Here is a 15,839-nt window from a genome sequence, read left to right on the forward strand (position 1 = left end):
CAGGCACCGTGACCGAGGTGGCGCAGGCTCAGGCCTGCGCCACCTCGGACACCGCCACCTCCGCCAGGTGCGGACGCAGCGCGCGCAGCTCGGGCAGGCGGGCGGCCACCTCGTCCAGGACCGCCTCGGAGCCCGCGTAGATCCCGTCGGCCCGCGGCCAGTGCACGACGACGTCCGTGAAGCCGAGCGCGGCCGCTCGCTCGGCCCCTTCCGCCAGCGTCGGATAGGAGTCCAGGGAGTACACCGGCGCCCCGTCGAGGTTGAGGTAGCGGTCGATCGTGCGCGGGTCGCGACCCTCGTCACGCGCGGCCTCCTCGAACTGCTCGACCATCCGCGCCAGCCCGGCCCACCAGCGCTCCTGCGCCTGACCGGGGCTGAGCTCCTCGAGGTCCTCGCCGGCGAGGGTCGGCCCGAACGTCGTCCACCCCTCGCCGTACCGGGCGGCGAGCGCCATCGCTCGCGGCCCGTTCGCGGCCACCACGAACGGCACGCGCGGGCTCTGCACGCAGCCCGGGTACATCCGCGCCCCGTGCGCCTCGTAGAACTCGCCGACGTGCTCGGTGACCGGATCCGTCAGGAGCCGGTCGAGCAGCGCGGTGAACTCCGCGAACCGCTGCGTGCGCACGCGCGCCGTCGGCGCCGGGCCCATGACCTCCGCGTCGACGCCGGTTCCCCCGGCCCCGATCCCGAGCAGCAGCCGACCGTCGCTGATGTCGTCGAGCCCCATCACGTCCTTCGCGAACGGCACCGGGTGGCGGAAGTTGGGGCTCGCGACCCAGGTGCCGAGCTTGATCCGCGTCGTGACCGCGGCGGCGGCGGCGAGCAGCGGCACCGTGGCGAACCAGGGCTCGTCCGCGAGCGTGCGCCACGCGAGGTGGTCGTAGGTCCAGGCGTGGTCGAACCCGTACTCCTCGGCGCGCAGCCACTTCTCTCGCGCGCCGGACCACCGCTCCTGGGGCAGCAGCACGATCCCGAACCGAACTCCGCCATCAGTCATCCGGCAAAACTACCCACCTTCGGGTTCGGCTAGCCGGCTAGCCCCAGCCGAGGGCGTGCAGGCGTTCGTCGTCGATGCCGAAGTGATGGGCGATCTCGTGGACGACCGTGACCAGCACCTCCTCGACCACCTCCGCGCGGGTCTCGCACATCGCGAGCGTCGGTCGGCGGAAGATCGTGATCCGGTCGGGCAGCGCACCCATCGCCCAGGAGTCGTCCCGCTCGGTCAGCGGCACGCCGTCGTAGACGCCGAGCAGGTCCGGGTCGTCGGCCGGGGGGTCGTCCTCCACGAGCACGACGACGTTGTCCATCTGCGCCGCCAGCTCGTCCGGGATCTCGTCCAGCGCGTCGCGGACCGCGTCCTCGAAGTCACCGCGCGTCATCGTCACCACGTGCCCATCCTGCCCTGCCGGACCCCGCTTTGGATCTCTCGGGAATCTGACCTATGATTTGCGAGGTCTTACGACGCCTGTAGACGTCAGGGCGTTGTTCTAGCCCCCATCGTCTAGCGGCCTAGGACCCCGCCCTTTCACGGCGGTAGCACGGGTTCGAATCCCGTTGGGGGTACGTGCACGTCAGCAGTTCGTTTTTGATCAGCAGTTCGATTTTTACAGGTACCTTGTTCACGCAAGGCCCCGTAGCGCAGTTGGTTAGCGCGCCGCCCTGTCACGGCGGAGGTCGCGGGTTCGAGTCCCGTCGGGGTCGCTAGATTTGCGCCCGGCCCACAAGGCCGGGCGCAGTCGGTTTGGCCATGTAGCTCAGTTGGTAGAGCGTCCGACTGAAAATCGGAAGGTCGGCGGTTCGACCCCGCCCGTGGCCACCACTTGCAGCCCCGTCCGGAACCCCGGGCGGGGCTGATCTCGTCGTCAGGTGCGCGACACCCCCACCGAACACGCCGCACGAGCTGCCGTGTGCCGACAGACTGGGGTCGCAGAGATCTCGCGATCAGTAGAGGAAGTGGTCTTTCGTGGACGACACGCAGTGGACGACGCCAAGCTCCGGTAGCCGCCCGACCGTGGGCGAGCTGTTCAGCCGGCTGTCGGCGCAGACGTCCGACCTGGTGCGCGCGGAGATCGAGCTCGCGAAGGCCGAGCTCGCCCAGAAGGCCAAGGCGAGCGGGATCGGGATCGGTCTGTTCGTCGGGGCCGCCGTGCTCGGGTTCTTCGCCCTGGCCGTGCTCATCACGACGGCGATCCTCGCGCTCGCCCTCGCGGTACCGGCCTGGCTGGCGGCCCTGATCGTCGCGATCGTGCTGCTCCTGGTCGCGGGGCTCCTCGCGCTGGTCGGCAAGCGGTCGCTCGACAGCGCCTCCGCCACGCCGGGGCGCACGGCCGAGAACGTCAAGCAGGACGTCGATGCGATCAAGAAAGGACTGCGCTCATGACGACGAGCCCCACGCCCGACTCCACCGCGAGCCCCGTTCCCCGTTCCACGCCGGACCAGATCGAGGCGCGGCTCGAGCAGAACCGGGCCGACCTCGCCGCGACCATCGACGAGCTGACCGAGCGGCTCGATCCCCGGGTCCGGGCGACCGAGACCGTCACGCGCGCGAAGCAGGTGCTGCACGACGCCGGCACCGACCCGAGCACGTCGACCGCGGCCCGGGACCACGCCCGCAAGCTCCTCGGGATCGGCGCCCTCGGCGTGGCCGGGTTCGTCGCGGTCGTCTCCGCGATCGCCCGCCGCCGCTGATCAGAGCTTGCTCTGATCAGAACCGGCTCTGATCAGCCGGCGACGTCCGCGGCGGCGGCAGTCACCGGCCGCGCGAGCCGCGGTCGCCGTCGGGCAGCGCCCCACTGCGTGAGGGCGACGCCGGCGAGCACGACGACGCCGCCGACCGGCTCGTACCAGTGCAGGTCCTCGTGCAGCACCAGGACACCGAGAGTCGTCGAGACCAGCGGGATGACGTACGTGACGCTCGCGGTCACGGTGGCGCCCGCGAGTTCCATCACGCGCCAGTACAGAAGGAACGCGAGCCCGGTGCCCCCCAGCCCGAGCGCGGCGAGCGCGAGCGCCGGTCCGGCGGCGACCGGGGCCACCAGAGGTGAGGTGAGCGCGAACGGCGCGAGCAGCACGGTGCCGACCGCGAGCTGCACGGCGGGCAACGTGACCGGCGACAGCCCGACCCCGGTCAGCCGACGTCGGCTCCACGCGTTGCCGAAGCCGTAGCAGAGCGTCGCGCCGACGAGCATGAGACCGCCGAGCAGGTCGATCGCCCCCGGGTTCCAGACCCCGAGGAGCACCGCGATCCCCGCGAAGCCCGCGGCGATGCCGACGAGCTGGACCCGGTCGGGCCGCTCGTGCGGCACGAGGATCGCCACGAACATGGCGGTGAACAGCGGCGTCGTCGCGTTCACGAGCCCGGCGAGCACGGAGCTGACCCGCTGCTCGGCCAGGGCGAAGAGCACGAACGGCCCCGCGGTCATCACCGCGCCCACGATCACGAGGTCACCGAGCCGGGCGCGCGGGATCGACGCGCGCTCCCGCCGCGCCACCAGGATCACCACGAGCAGCGCGAACCCGATCACGATCCGCCCGAACGCCACCTGGGTCGGCGCGAACGACCGCAGCGCGATCGCGATGAACAGGAAGCTGCAGCCCCACAGCAGCGCCAGGACGAGATAGGGGCCGAGCCAGCCCCGGGGACTGCCCGTCACCGAGAGCCGCTCGCGACGGGCGCAGCGGACAGGACGGGCGTGCTCACGGCGGGCGTGGTCACGGCGGCGGGCGTGGCCGACACGACGGGCGCCGGGGTCGGCGCAGGTGCCGCGGCAGGGCTCTCGTGGCCGACGACGGCGCCCTCGTGGGCCAGCAGCGCCCGCTTGGTCCCGAGCCCGTACAGGTACCCGCCGAGGCCCCCGCCGGTGCGCAGCACCCGATGGCACGGGACGAACGGCGCGAGCCGGTTGCGCGCGCACGCACTGCCCGCCGCACGCACGGCCGCGGGCCGTCCGGCCGACGCGGCGAGCTCGGCGTACGACGCCGTCTGCCCGGCCGGGATCGCCCGCATCGCGGTCCAGACCGCCTGGAAGAACGGCCCGCCCGGCTGCTCGGCGGCGATCGTGTCCAGAGCGTGCACGTCGCCCGCGACGTAGCGCTGCACGGCCTCGACGACGTCGGCCATCGCCGGGTCGGCGGTCGCCTGCGCGAGACTCAGCGTGCGCACCCCCCGCGCGCGCAGCTCGGCCGGGAGCCGGTCGACCGTGCGGTCGACGGACTCGAAGCCCGCGCCGCGCACGACGGCGTCCTCGGGGGAGACGACGAAGGCGAGGGGTCCGGCCGGGGTCGGCACGGCAGTGGCGGTCAACGGCGTGGTGTTCATCGGGAGCTCCGGTTGAGGGGGACGGCGGTGCGGCGGCCGCTCAGGGACATCCTCCCCCGCCGCCAGCCGCCCCCGCTCGCGGGTTTCGGACGCAGCGCCGACCTATCCGCTCGGTCTGGTGCGGACGGACCAGGCGGACCAGGCGGACCAGAGATGCTGGGCCGCATACCCGCGCCACGGACGCCAGGGCGCCGCGCTGGCCGTCGCCGCCCCGATGTCGACCGGTCGCCCGGCCCCGCCCGGCAGCTCGGCGAGGGCCTTGCGCAGCACCAGGTCCCCGGCGGGGAAGACGTCGGGGTCCCCCAGCGCCCGCAGCGCGATGTAGTCGGCGGTCCACGGTCCGATGCCGGGCAGGGCCAGGAGCCCCGCCCGGACGGCCCCGCGGTCGGCGTCCGGCGTCAGCGGCAGCCCCTCGGCGACGGCCTCCGCGAGCCGGGCCAGGGTCACGGCCCGCGCACCGGTCAGACCGATCTCCCGCAGCCGGTCGGGACCGGCCGAGGCGAGCACCGCGGCGGTCGGGAACAGGGACAGCCCGGCGCGGTCGGCTCCGTGCGGGTCGAGCCAGCTGGCGCCGTGCAGCGCGACCAGCCGCGCGGCGAGCGTGCGGGCGCCCGCGACGGACACCTGCTGGCCCAGCACGGCTCGCACCGCCAGCTCGAACGGGTCGGTCGTCCCCGGGATGCGCAGGCCGGGCCGCGCTGCGACCAGCGGCGCGAGAACGGGATCGGCACCGAGCGCGTCGTCGACCAGCCGGGGGTCGCAGTCGAGGTCGAGCCAGCGACGCAGGCGGGTCACGACCCCCGCGAGGTCCGTCAGGTCCGCCAGCTGGAGCCGCGCCAGGATCTTGCCCGGGCCCTCGAACGAGACCGTGACCAGGGCCGGGCCACCCGGAGCGCCGAGCAGCTTCGTGATCGCCGTCGTGCCCTCCACCCGCTCCAGCCCGGCGATCGCCCGCCCGGCGGTGTGCGCGAACCAGCTCGCCGCGTCGTACGGCTCGAGATGACGCAGGCGCAGCGTGAGCACGGCGCCGGCAACGGCCGTGCGGTCCGCCGTGCCCCGGGCGCTGCGTCCTGTCCCGCGGGCGGTCGCCGGATCGCGACGCAAGGTCGACGGCGGCGCCCCGAACTCCGTCCGCATGACGTCGTTGAACTGCCGCAGGCTTGCAAAACCCGCCGCGAACGCGACGTCGACCATCGACAGCTCCGTCTGATCGAGCAGCATCCGGGCGAGCTGTGCGCGCCGCGTGCGTGCGAGCTGGAGGGGAGAGGCGCCGATCTCCGCGACGAGGACCCGGTGCAGGTGCCGCGGGCTCACGTGCAGCCGGGTCGCCAGGCCCTCGACGCCGTCGGTGTCGACGGCGCCGTCGCCGATCGCCCGCAGCGCACGCGCCGCGAGGTCGCCGCGGCTGTCCCAGTCGCGTGACCCCGGCAACGAGTCGGGCCGGCAGCGGCGGCAGGCGCGGAAGCCGGCGGCCACGGCCGCGGCGGCCGCGGGGTAGAACCGACAGTTCTCCGGCAGCGGTGTCCGGGCCGGGCAGGACGGCCGGCAGTAGATCCCCGTGGACAGCACCCCGACGAAGAGGCGTCCGTCGAACCTCGGGTCGCGCCCGCTGATCGCGCGATAGGCGGCGTGCGGGTCGGGCCAGCCGACCGGGAGGGGGTGCGCGTTCACGCACCAAGTCTGCGGCCGGCCGGGTGCTCCGGCTAGCGGCTTTCGGACACGGCGGGCGTCCGACCGATCCTTCTCAGACCTCGATGTCTGGCGTCGGTGCAGCGGACGCGAACACGTCCGGGTGCATCGGGGAGATCAGGCAGGTCAGTCTGAGCAGGATCGGTCGGCCGCAGGTCAGGCCTCGGTCGGGCGCTGCTGCGGGATGCCGTTGAGAAGGTTGCGGACCTCGACCTCGTGGTAGCGGCGGTGGCCGCCCAGCGTACGGATCGAGGAGAGCTTGCCGGCCTTGGCCCAGCGCGTGACCGTCTTGGGGTCGACGCGGAAGAGGGTCGCAACTTCCGAGGGGGTGAGCAGAGACTCGGAGTCGGCGGCAGGGGTCGGCATGGTGTTCCTCCAGATGGGCGGAGCGGAATCGATCGGGTAGAAAACTTGCAGTCAACCGGCGCCCCGGCAGATCCGGGATCTTCGCCCGGAGGAAAAGTGATACCTACAGGTGTACCAAATCAACCGATCTCAGGCGGGAGGGCTTTGGTCCTAGACCCGAGACCCGGCATCCGTCCGCCTGCTGGACAGGGCCGATAAAACGTACCTTACTGGGGCGAAGGGGTGAAGTTCGGGGTTCGACCACCAAACAGAGCAAAACTCTCTTCACCCGAACGCCGTTCGCTGGCGGCTGAAAGTTGTCCACCATGCGAGATACCTCGAACTCGAGGTACCACTCATCAGTTGCCGGGCGCGCCCGTCGGCTGATCCCGGCCCTGCTCCTGGGTGTCCGCGCAGCCCTCGTGGTGGTCTGCGACACCGTCGACCAGCCGACGCGGGCGCCCCTGCGGGCCCGGCGGGACCTGCGCGTCCGGAGAGTGGTCGGAATGCCTGAGGACCATGTAAAGTTCACCAGGAACAGACATTTATCCAGCACCCCGGGGCCGCGCGTGTACGCACGAGCCAGCCCCGCTTCTACGTTAAGGGGGTCGGTGCCATGGGGCGCGGCCGTCAGAAGGCAAAGCAGACGAAGGTTGCCCGGGACCTGAAGTACTACAGTCCCGACACCAACTACCGAGCTCTCGAGCAGGAGCTCACGTCGCCAGGCCAAACGGATCTAGCGACGGGTATCCGGAGGCCTCCGGCAGACTCGAACGACGAGGTCGACCCGGACACGTACACCCGATGGGCCACGGACGACCGGTGATGCCTTCCCGGGTCGCCTCGCGCGACCCGGGTGCACGGCCCTTGACGACCCGGCCACAGCGGCCGGGTCGTTCTCACGTGGTCCGGTAGGCGCCGGTCATCCGCACGGCACCGCCGTGCACCCCCTTGGTGCCACGCACGATGTCCTGCCCCGCGGCGCCGTCGTCGGCCCCGATGGTCCCCAGCACCCAGGCGGGCAGCCCGCACGCCGCCAGGTGCCGCAGCGCCGCATCGACGCCGTCGGGCCCGACCACGGCGACCATGCCCACGCCCAGGTTCAGGGTTGCCTCGAGGTCGCTCCACGGGACGCCGCCCAGACCTCGCACGACGTCGAAGATCGCCGGCACGGTCCAGGTCGAGCGGTCCACCGTTGCGGCCAGGCCCACCGGGAGCACGCGCGCGAGGTTCGCCGCCAGACCGCCGCCGGTGATGTGGCTGTAGGCGTGGACCTGCGCGGATGCGTCCTGCGCGAGCGAGAGCAGGTCCGCGGAGTACACGCGGGTCGGCACCAGGAGCTCCTCGCCGAGCGTCCGCCCGAACTCGGGGACGTCCCGGTCGAGCTTCCAGCCGGCGACCTCGATGACCTTGCGCACGAGCGAGAAGCCGTTGGAGTGCAGCCCGGACGAGGCGATGGCGAGCACGACGTCGCCGTCGTGCACCTTGGCCGGGCCGAGCAGGTCCGCCGCCTCGACGACGCCGACCGCTGCACCGGCGACGTCGTACTCGTCCGGGCCCAGCAGGCCGGGGTGCTCCGCGGTCTCGCCACCGACGAGGGCGACCCCCGCGACCTCGCAGGCCGCCGCGATCCCCCGCACGATGTCGGCGATCCGCTCCGGGACCACCCGGCCGCACGCGATGTAGTCGGTCATGACGAGCGGCTTCGCACCGCACACCACGACGTCGTCGACGACCATGCCGACGAGGTCGAAGCCGATCGTGTCGTGGATGTCGAGCGCCTGCGCGATCGCGACCTTGGTGCCGACGCCGTCCGTGGACGACGCCAGCAGCGGCCGGTCGTACGACTTGAGCGCACTCGCGTCGAAGAGCCCCGCGAAGCCACCGGCTCCGCCGAGCACCTGCGGACCGTGCGTGCGCGCCACCGCGGCCTTCATCAGCTCGACGGCGCGGTCGCCTGCGGCGGTGTCCACGCCTGCGGCGGCGTAGGTGAGGCCTTCAGAAGCGAGCGGGGTGACGGCGTCGGGCATCGCGGCGCTCACGGCTGCTCGAGCGCGGACGCGCCACCGGTCGTGGCGACGAGCGTGTGCAAGCCGTCTTCGGGTGCGCCCAGGGGCAGCTCGTTCTGCTCGATCAGATGCTTGCCGAGTCGCGCTGACGGCGGCAGCTCGATCGGGTAGGTGCCGGTGAAGCAGGCGGTGCACAGCTGCGCGACCGGCTGCTCGGTCGCGGCCACCATGCCTTCGAGCGAGATGTAGCCGAGCGAGTCCGCGCCGAGGGATGCGCCGACCTCGGCGGGGCTGAGGCCCGTCGCGATGAGTTCGGCGCGGGAGGCGAAGTCGATGCCGTAGAAGCACGGCCACTTCACCGGCGGGGAGGAGATGCGCACGTGCACCTCGGCGGCGCCCGCCTCGCGGAGCATCCGGATCAGGGCGCGCTGGGTGTTGCCCCGCACGATGGAGTCGTCGACCACGACGATCCGCTGGCCGCGGATCACCTCGCGCAGCGGGTTGAGCTTGAGCCGGATGCCAAGCTGCCGGAGCGTCTGGGAGGGCTGGATGAAGGTGCGACCCACGTAGGCGTTCTTGGTCAGCCCCTGCGCGAACCGGATGCCGGACTCCGCGGCGTACCCGACCGCGGCCGGGGTGCCGGACTCCGGGACCGGGATGACGATGTCCGCCTCGACCGGGAACTCCCGCGCCAGCTGGCGCCCCATCTCCACGCGGGAGGAGTGCACCGACCGGCCGGCGATCGAGGTGTCCGGCCGAGCCAGGTAGACGTACTCGAACACGCAGCCGGCCCGGTCCACCGGGGCGAACCGCTCCGAGCGCAGTCCGTCGGCGTCGATGCAGATCAGCTCGCCCGGTTCGACCTCGCGCACGAACGACGCCCCGACGATGTCGAGCGCGGAGGTCTCGCTCGCGACCACCCAGCCGCGCTCGAGGCGGCCGAGCACGAGCGGCCGCACGCCCTGCGGGTCGCGAGCGGCGTACAGCGTGCGCTCGTCCATGAACACCAGGGAGAACGCGCCGCGCAGGCGAGGCAGGACCTCGCGCGCCGTCATCTCGAGGGTGTGGTCCGGGTCGCCCGCGAGCAGAGCGGTCACCAGGGCCGTGTCGGTCGTGTTGCCGCGGGCCAGCTCACCGCGACGCTGCGCGCCGTAGCGCTCCGCGACGAGATCGACGAGCTCGCCGGTGTTGGTGAGGTTGCCGTTGTGCGCGAGGGCGATCGTGCCGCCCGCCGTGGCGCCGAGCGTCGGCTGGGCGTTCTCCCAGGTGCTGGCACCGGTGGTGGAGTACCGCGTGTGCCCAATGGCGAGGTATCCGGTCAGCGCGTTGAGCGCGGTCTCGTCGAAGACCTGCGACACCAGCCCCATGTCCTTGTAGACGAGCAGCTGCTCGCCGTTGGACGTGGCGATGCCGGCAGACTCCTGCCCGCGATGCTGCAGCGCGTACAGGCCGAAGTAGGCGAGCTTGGCCACCTCCTCGCCGGGCGCCCAGACGCCGAAGACCCCGCAGGCATCCTGCGGGCCCTTCTCGCCGGGTAGGAGGTCGTGTGAAAGAAGTCCGTCTCCGCGGGGGGCCACGGGTCAATGGTTGCACAGGCCGCTGGTCGGTCCGGAACCCGCCCACGGTGGCGGGTCAGGGGACCGTCACGGGCGGGGATCGCCGCCGGGACGGGGCTCGCCGTCGGGACGGGGCTCGACGCGGCGGTCGGTGCGGCGGTCGGTGCGGCGCTGGCTGCGCCGGTCCACGACCACCGCGAGCCCGCCCCCGATCAGCGCGCCGACCACGGCGAGCCCGAGGGCCGTCAGCGCGATCACGGCGGCTCGCGGTGAGCCCTCGCTCGCGGGCGTGAGCGCCGCCGCCAGCACCCCGACGATCGCCCCGATCAGCACGCCGGCTCGGATGAACGCGCCGAACCGGGGCGCGTGGCGAACGACGGCGGTCTCCACGACGCGCGGGAGATCGTCGTCGGGCATGGGGGTTGGCTGCTGGCTGCTCACGCTGGCAGACGCTACGCGACGCGGTCCGTCCGCGCCGTCCGCCGGTGTCAGCAGCCGCAGCTGGTGCTGGAGGGGCGGCTGTGCAGGATGGGACGTCACGTGCACCCCACCCGCACCGCCCGTCACACGCGCGGCTGTGGGCACCGCGCGCACGCACGAAGCGCGCGATCGGTGGCGGCCGGACAGGTCAGCGGTCGCGGGTACGGGCCGCCTGGAGGGGGAGGTTCGCGGCCAGGTCGGCCCGCTCGCCGGAGGCCGAGACTCGCCCCTGCCCGACGGCGTCCGCCCAGCTCAGCAGGCCGCAGGCCAGGGCGAGCCACGTAGCGGGGTCCGTCTCGACGACGTTCGGCGGAGTACCACGGGTGTGCCGAGGACCCCCGAGGGCCTGGACAGCGCCGTCGGGCGGGACCCGTACCTCGACGGAGTGCCCCGGCGCGACCTCCGCCAGCTCCTCGAGCGTGAACCGCACGGCGGTCCGGATCACGGTGCGCGGTGCGGCCGCGGGATCAGCCCGCCAGGCTGCGAGCGCAGCTCGACCGTCGACGGGATCGGTACGGCGGCGCGGGGGCATGACGTCAAGGCTAGGCGTGCGCACACGCGCAGCGGGCACGGGCCCGGCTCAAGCGCACCCGGCGCTCACGAGGCCTCACGGCTCCGGGGGGGGGCGGGGGGCAAGGGGTGGGGGCTCGGAGCTCGGGTCTGGGGTCGAAGTCGGGTCTGGGGTCGGAGCTCGGGTTGGGCTCGGAGCTCGGGGGTCTGGGCTCGGGCGACGGGGCTCGGGGTCTGGGCTCGGGGTCTGGGCTCGGGGATCGGGGGGCAAGGGGTTGGGGCTCGGAGCTCGGGTCTGGGGTCGAAGTCGGGTCTGGGGTCGGAGCTCGGGTTGGGCTCGGAGCTCGGAGGTCAGGGCTCGGGGATCGGGGGTCAGGGCTCGGAGTTCGCGGGTCGGGGGGTCGGGGATCGGGGCTCGAGCTCGGGGCTCACCGGGCACGCATCTGGCGACGGTGCGACGCGGCCCGCTGCTTCCAGAGCGCGGTCTCCGCCGCAGCCAGCCGATGGTCCGCTCGTCGTGCCTGCCACGCCGCCTCGCGGGCGACCCGCCGCCAGCTGTCGAACCGGCGCGCGGAGAGCTCGCCGGACTCGAGCGCGGCCTGCACCGCACACCCCGGCTCTCGGTCGTGCGCGCAGTCGTTGAACCGGCAGCGCTCGGCGAGTGCCGTGATGTCCGCGAACGCGGCCCCGACGGCGTCCTCGCCACCGACGACCCCGACCGCACGCAGCCCCGGGGTGTCGATCAGCACCGCGCCGGAGTCGAGCACGACAAGCTCGCGGTGCGTGGTCGTGTGGCGCCCCTTCCCATCCGCGCGCAGGGCACCGGTGGCCATCAGCTCGCGGCCCACGAGGGCGTTGAGGAGGGTCGACTTCCCCGCCCCGGAGGTGCCGACGATCACCACGGTGATCCCGGGCGACAGCAGCGCGCGCAGGGGCTCGAGTCCGGTCCCCGCCGTCGCACTGACCACATGCACATCGACGCCGGGCGCGACTGCGGCCACCTGCGCCGCAGATCGCGCGCCGTCGGCCACGAGGTCCGCCTTCGTCAGGACGACCACGGGCCGGGCGCCCGACCGCCAGGCGAGCATGAGCAGCCGCTCGATCCGGCCGGGCTCGGGCTCCGGGGCGAGATGCTCGGCGACGAGGACGACGTCGACGTTGGCCGCGAGCGCCTGAGTGCGCGCCGTGCCGCCGGCCGAGTCCCGCACGAGCACGGTGCGGCGCGGCAGGAGCTCCAGGAGGGTGGTGCCACCGTCCGCCCTCGTTCCGGTCAGGACGTAGTCGCCCACGGTGGGGACGTGGCGCGCGCCGTCGGCGTCGGGGACGAGCCCGTCCCGGTCGAGCGCGACCCGGACCGGCGACGGGGACGAGGTCGAGTCGAGGTCGGGCGGCAGCGGGGCCGCACGCGCGACCGCGCCGGCCAGGGGCGCCCCGCCGGCCGCCGGAGCCGGAGAGCCGGACGGATCGCCGGCGGTCGCCGCGTCTGCCCCAGCAGGCAGGAGGAGCACAGCACCTCGGTCGACCCGAACGACCCGCGCGACGCACGCTGAGGAATCAGCCATGCTCCGACGCTAGGTCGGGTCGCCGCGGGTCGCCATCGAATATTCGGCCCCGGCCGACCACCCGCTACCGCGCGGCACCCGGACGTGCGGCGAGGGCGGCGCGCCAGGCTCAGGCGCGAGCCGCCTTGACCGCGGCCCGGACCATCGCGGCGTCGGTGACGTCGTAGTTGCCCGTCCCGCCGCCCGGACCGGCCGGGCCGGGGTCGACGGCCGCGCGCCGGGCGGATAGGTGCACGGCGTCGACCCCCGTGACGAGCAGCGCGCCGACGTGCTGCGTCCGGATCCGTCCGCCGGCCATGATCTGCACGCGGCCCCTCGTCGCCGCGGCGTGCGCGGCGGCCGCCTTGAGGCCGACGCGGCCGTCGATCGCGCGCGCTGCACCACCCGAGGTCAGCACCCGGGTCACCCCGAGCTCGGCGAGCTGGTCGAGCGCGACCAGGGGGTTTGCCACCACGTCGAACGCGCGGTGGAACGTCACGGTCGCCCCGTCCGCGGCGGCGACCAACGCCGCGATGGCGTCGACGTCGACGTCGCCGCAGGTGGTCAGCGCACCGACGACCACACCCGCAGCCCCGGTGCGCACGACCGCTCGCACGTCCCGGACCAGCACGTCGAGCTCCGCGGCGTCGTAGGTGAATCCCCCGGGGCGCGTGCGGATGAGTGCGTGCACGGGGATCCCGATCGCCGCGGCCGCCTCGACCAGGCCGATCGGCGGGGTGAGCCCGCCGGTCTCCCCGAGCGCCACGCACAGCTCGACCCGGTCGGCGCCGGCGGCCTGCGCGATGCACACCCCGGCGACGTCCTGCACGGCGATCTCGACCGCGGGCTGGGGCACCAGGACCCAGGTCACCCCGGGCCGCGGCGCCGCAGCGCCGGTCTCGTCCGGCGTCGAAGCAGCGTCACTGGTCACAGGTGGCGTCTCCCGTCTTCTCGGTGCGGGCGCCGGACCACGCGTCCAGCGCCGGACGCGTCATCCGAAGTACCTCGGCAGGGTCGCGTCCGAGGCCGCCCGCGCCTCCGCGAGCGGCACGGTGAACAGGTCGGCGACCTCGACGGCGGGCGCCGGGGCGTCGCCGTGGTGGTCGGCGCCGGACAGCGGGGCGTCGGCGGTGACCCCGAGCTTGAGCAGCGGGAAGCCGCGCGCACCGCACAGGTCGGCGAACCGGACCTCCTCCGAGCGCGGCACGGCCACGATCGCGCGCGCCGTCGACTCGGAGAACAAGGCCTCGAACGGCGTGATGCCGTCCCGGGCGCACAGCGCGTCGACGCTCACGCGCACCCCCGTGCCGTACCGCAGCGAGGACTCGACGAGCGCCTGCGCGAGGCCGCCCTCCGAGAGGTCGTGCGCGGCGTCGATCAGGTGGTCCCGCGAGGCGTTGATGAGAATCTCGGCGAGCGTGCGCTCGGCGGCCAGGTCGACGCGCGGCGGCACCCCGCCGAGGTGCGCGTGCGCGACGTCGGCCCAGGCCGACCCGTCGAGCTCGGCACGGGTGACGCCGAGCAGGTAGACCGACAGCCCGGGTGCCGTCCACCCGGAGTTCGTGGCCCGCGCGACGTCGTCCAGCACGCCGAGGACGCCGACGACGGGCGTCGGGTGGATCGACGAGTCGATCTTGCCGGCCTCCCCGGTGCCGTTGTAGAGCGAGACGTTGCCGCCGGTCACCGGGATGCCGAGCACCTGGCAGCCGTCCGCGAGGCCGCGCACGGCCTCGACGAGCTGCCACATGGCGTCGGGGTCCTCGGGCGAGCCGAAGTTGAGGCAGTCCGTGACCGCGAGCGGCCGCGCACCCGTCGTGGCGACGTTGCGGTAGGACTCCGCGAGCGCGAGCTGGGCACCGGTGTACGGGTCGAGCTTCGTGTAGCGGCCGTTGGCGTCGGTCGACAGCGCGACCCCCAGGCCGGTGACCTCGTCGACGCGCACGACGCCGCCGTCGTCGGGCTGGGCGAGCTTGGTGTTGCCCTGCACGTAGCGGTCGTACTGGTCGGTGACCCACGCCTTGGACGCGAGGTTCGGCGAGGCGAGCAGCGCGAGCAGGGTGGCGCGCAGCTCGGCGGGGGTGCCGGGCCGGGCGAGGCCCGCGGCCACGACGGTGTCGGCCACGAGGGCGTCCTGCCAGGCCGGACGCGCGAACGGGCGGTGGTAGACCGGCCCGTCGTGCGCGACCGTGCGCGGCGGGACGTCGACGACGGTCTCACCCTTGAAGTCGATGACCAGGCGGCCGGTCTCGGTGACCTCGCCCAGCACCGCGGTCTCGACGTCCCACTTCTCGGTGATCGCGAGGAACGCGTCCAGCAGGTCGGGGCGGACCACCGCCATCATGCGTTCCTGCGACTCCGACATGAGGATCTCCTCGGCGCGCAGCGAGGGATCGCGCAGCGGGACGAGGTCGAGGTCGACGTGCATGCCGCCGTCGCCCGCGCTGGCCAGCTCCGACGTCGCGCACGACAGCCCGGCACCGCCGAGGTCCTGGATCCCCTCGACGACCTTGGCCGCGAACAGCTCCAGGCAGCACTCGATGAGCACCTTCTCCTGGAAGGGGTCCCCGACCTGGACGCTCGGGCGCTTCGCGGCCGACTTGCCGTGCTCGTCGAAGGTCTCCGACGCGAGCACCGAGACGCCGCCGATGCCGTCGCCACCGGTGCGTGCACCGAACAGGACGATCTTGTTGCCGACGCCGGACGCGTTGGCGAGGTGGATGTCCTCGTGCCGCATCGACCCGACGCACAGCGCGTTGACCAGCGGGTTGCCCTGGTAGGACGGGTCGAACACGAGCTCCCCGCCGATGTTGGGCAGGCCCAGGCTGTTGCCGTACCCGCCGACGCCGGAGACGATCCCGTGCACCACGCGCGGGGTGTCCGGGTGGTCGATCGCGCCGAAGCGCAGCTGGTCCATGACCGCGATCGGGCGCGCGCCCATCGCCATGATGTCGCGCACGATGCCGCCGACGCCGGTCGCGGCGCCCTGGTACGGCTCGACGAAGCTTGGGTGGTTGTGGCTCTCGACCTTGAACGTCACGGCCCAGCCGTCGCCGATGTCGACCACGCCCGCGTTCTCGCCGATGCCGACGAGCAGGTGCTCGCGCATCGCGTCGGTGGTCTTCTCGCCGAACTGCGCCAGGTGGATCTTGGAGGACTTGTACGAGCAGTGCTCGGACCACATCACGGAGTACATCGCGAGCTCGGCTGCGGTGGGCCGGCGGTCGAGGATGTCGCGGATGCGCTGGTACTCGTCGGGCTTGAGGCCGAGATCAGCCCAGGGCTGTGGCGCCTCGGGGGTCGCGGTCGCGTGCGCGACTGTGTCGAGGAACGGGCGATCGGGTGCGGTGGTCATCGATTCCCTGCCGTGTGGTCTGCCGGAGACCGCTTCAGG

General features: G+C 73.3%; 16 protein-coding genes and 3 tRNA genes. 6 read left to right on the forward strand and 13 right to left on the reverse strand.

The annotated features are described in order from the left end of the window. Nucleotides 1–28: 28 nt before the first annotated feature. Nucleotides 29–997: an LLM class flavin-dependent oxidoreductase gene (locus EUA98_RS08395; protein WP_130102227.1), complete on the reverse strand. Its 969-nt coding sequence runs from the start codon at nucleotides 995–997 to the stop codon at nucleotides 29–31. Between the two features lie 37 nt (nucleotides 998–1,034). Then, the gene (locus tag EUA98_RS08400; RefSeq protein ID WP_130102268.1) at nucleotides 1,035–1,379 is read right to left on the reverse strand and encodes a metallopeptidase family protein; all 345 of its coding nucleotides are present in this window, start codon (nucleotides 1,377–1,379) and stop codon (nucleotides 1,035–1,037) included. 111 nt (nucleotides 1,380–1,490) lie between these two features. On the opposite strand from EUA98_RS08400, the gene EUA98_RS08405 reads away from it, so the two are divergent. From EUA98_RS08405 to EUA98_RS08425, 5 genes are all read left to right on the forward strand, one after another. Then, nucleotides 1,491–1,563, forward strand: a tRNA-Glu gene (locus EUA98_RS08405). Nucleotides 1,564–1,627: 64 nt separating this feature from the next. After that, nucleotides 1,628–1,701 (forward strand) — tRNA-Asp (locus EUA98_RS08410). Nucleotides 1,702–1,743: 42 nt separating this feature from the next. After that, nucleotides 1,744–1,819, forward strand: a tRNA-Phe gene (locus EUA98_RS08415). A 144-nt stretch (nucleotides 1,820–1,963) separates the two neighbouring features. Beyond that, nucleotides 1,964–2,380, forward strand: coding sequence for a phage holin family protein (locus tag EUA98_RS08420; RefSeq protein ID WP_130102228.1), 417 nt, complete (start codon nucleotides 1,964–1,966; stop codon nucleotides 2,378–2,380). After that, nucleotides 2,377–2,688, forward strand: coding sequence for a DUF3618 domain-containing protein (locus EUA98_RS08425; protein ID WP_130102229.1), 312 nt, complete (start codon nucleotides 2,377–2,379; stop codon nucleotides 2,686–2,688). The genes EUA98_RS08420 and EUA98_RS08425 overlap by 4 nt, the downstream gene beginning before the upstream one ends. Before the next feature lie 32 nt (nucleotides 2,689–2,720). Here EUA98_RS08425 and EUA98_RS08430 read toward each other — a convergent pair whose 3' ends face one another. The 4 genes from EUA98_RS08430 to EUA98_RS08445 all read right to left on the reverse strand — a co-directional run bounded on the left by EUA98_RS08430 (nucleotide 2,721) and on the right by EUA98_RS08445 (nucleotide 6,373). Next, on the reverse strand, nucleotides 2,721–3,653 hold the full coding sequence (locus EUA98_RS08430; RefSeq protein ID WP_165372761.1) for a DMT family transporter: 933 nt from the start codon (nucleotides 3,651–3,653) through the stop codon (nucleotides 2,721–2,723). Continuing rightward, complete coding sequence (locus EUA98_RS08435) at nucleotides 3,650–4,318, reverse strand: methylated-DNA--[protein]-cysteine S-methyltransferase (RefSeq protein ID WP_130102231.1); 669 nt, start codon at nucleotides 4,316–4,318, stop codon at nucleotides 3,650–3,652. Before EUA98_RS08435 ends, EUA98_RS08430 begins: the two co-directional genes overlap by 4 nt. A 102-nt stretch (nucleotides 4,319–4,420) precedes the next feature. After that, on the reverse strand, nucleotides 4,421–5,989 hold the full coding sequence (locus EUA98_RS08440; RefSeq protein ID WP_130102232.1) for a DNA-3-methyladenine glycosylase 2 family protein: 1,569 nt from the start codon (nucleotides 5,987–5,989) through the stop codon (nucleotides 4,421–4,423). 174 nt (nucleotides 5,990–6,163) lie between these two features. Next, nucleotides 6,164–6,373 carry a BldC family transcriptional regulator gene (locus EUA98_RS08445; RefSeq protein ID WP_130102233.1) on the reverse strand — a complete coding sequence of 70 codons (210 nt, stop codon included), beginning with the start codon at nucleotides 6,371–6,373 and terminating at the stop codon, nucleotides 6,164–6,166. Between the two features lie 595 nt (nucleotides 6,374–6,968). Between EUA98_RS08445 and EUA98_RS08450 the strand changes: the two genes are divergently transcribed. Beyond that, a complete protein-coding gene (locus EUA98_RS08450) occupies nucleotides 6,969–7,178 on the forward strand; it encodes a DUF3073 domain-containing protein (protein ID WP_130102234.1) in 210 nt (69 codons plus the stop codon). A 73-nt stretch (nucleotides 7,179–7,251) separates the two neighbouring features. Here EUA98_RS08450 and purM read toward each other — a convergent pair whose 3' ends face one another. The 7 genes from purM to purL form a co-directional block, all read right to left on the reverse strand. Then, nucleotides 7,252–8,382, reverse strand: a complete 1,131-nt coding sequence (gene purM, locus EUA98_RS08455; RefSeq protein WP_130102269.1) for a phosphoribosylformylglycinamidine cyclo-ligase — start codon at nucleotides 8,380–8,382, stop codon at nucleotides 7,252–7,254. Between the two features lie 8 nt (nucleotides 8,383–8,390). Continuing rightward, nucleotides 8,391–9,938 carry an amidophosphoribosyltransferase gene (purF, locus tag EUA98_RS08460; protein ID WP_130102235.1) on the reverse strand — a complete coding sequence of 516 codons (1,548 nt, stop codon included), beginning with the start codon at nucleotides 9,936–9,938 and terminating at the stop codon, nucleotides 8,391–8,393. A gap of 66 nt (nucleotides 9,939–10,004) precedes the next feature. Then, the gene (locus EUA98_RS08465) at nucleotides 10,005–10,358 is read right to left on the reverse strand and encodes a hypothetical protein (protein WP_130102236.1); all 354 of its coding nucleotides are present in this window, start codon (nucleotides 10,356–10,358) and stop codon (nucleotides 10,005–10,007) included. Nucleotides 10,359–10,545: 187 nt separating this feature from the next. Beyond that, the gene (locus tag EUA98_RS08470; protein ID WP_130102237.1) at nucleotides 10,546–10,929 is read right to left on the reverse strand and encodes a sterol carrier family protein; all 384 of its coding nucleotides are present in this window, start codon (nucleotides 10,927–10,929) and stop codon (nucleotides 10,546–10,548) included. A 406-nt stretch (nucleotides 10,930–11,335) separates the two neighbouring features. Continuing rightward, complete coding sequence (gene rsgA / locus EUA98_RS08475; protein WP_130102238.1) at nucleotides 11,336–12,469, reverse strand: ribosome small subunit-dependent GTPase A; 1,134 nt, start codon at nucleotides 12,467–12,469, stop codon at nucleotides 11,336–11,338. A gap of 109 nt (nucleotides 12,470–12,578) precedes the next feature. Next, the gene (locus EUA98_RS08480) at nucleotides 12,579–13,379 is read right to left on the reverse strand and encodes a copper homeostasis protein CutC (protein WP_350339491.1); all 801 of its coding nucleotides are present in this window, start codon (nucleotides 13,377–13,379) and stop codon (nucleotides 12,579–12,581) included. 60 nt (nucleotides 13,380–13,439) lie between these two features. Beyond that, nucleotides 13,440–15,800, reverse strand: a complete 2,361-nt coding sequence (gene purL / locus EUA98_RS08485; RefSeq protein ID WP_130102239.1) for a phosphoribosylformylglycinamidine synthase subunit PurL — start codon at nucleotides 15,798–15,800, stop codon at nucleotides 13,440–13,442. Between the last annotated feature and the right edge of the window lie 39 nt (nucleotides 15,801–15,839).

The sequence above is a fragment of the Pengzhenrongella frigida genome (assembly GCF_004168625.1).
GTDB lineage: Bacteria > Actinomycetota > Actinomycetes > Actinomycetales > Cellulomonadaceae > Pengzhenrongella > Pengzhenrongella frigida.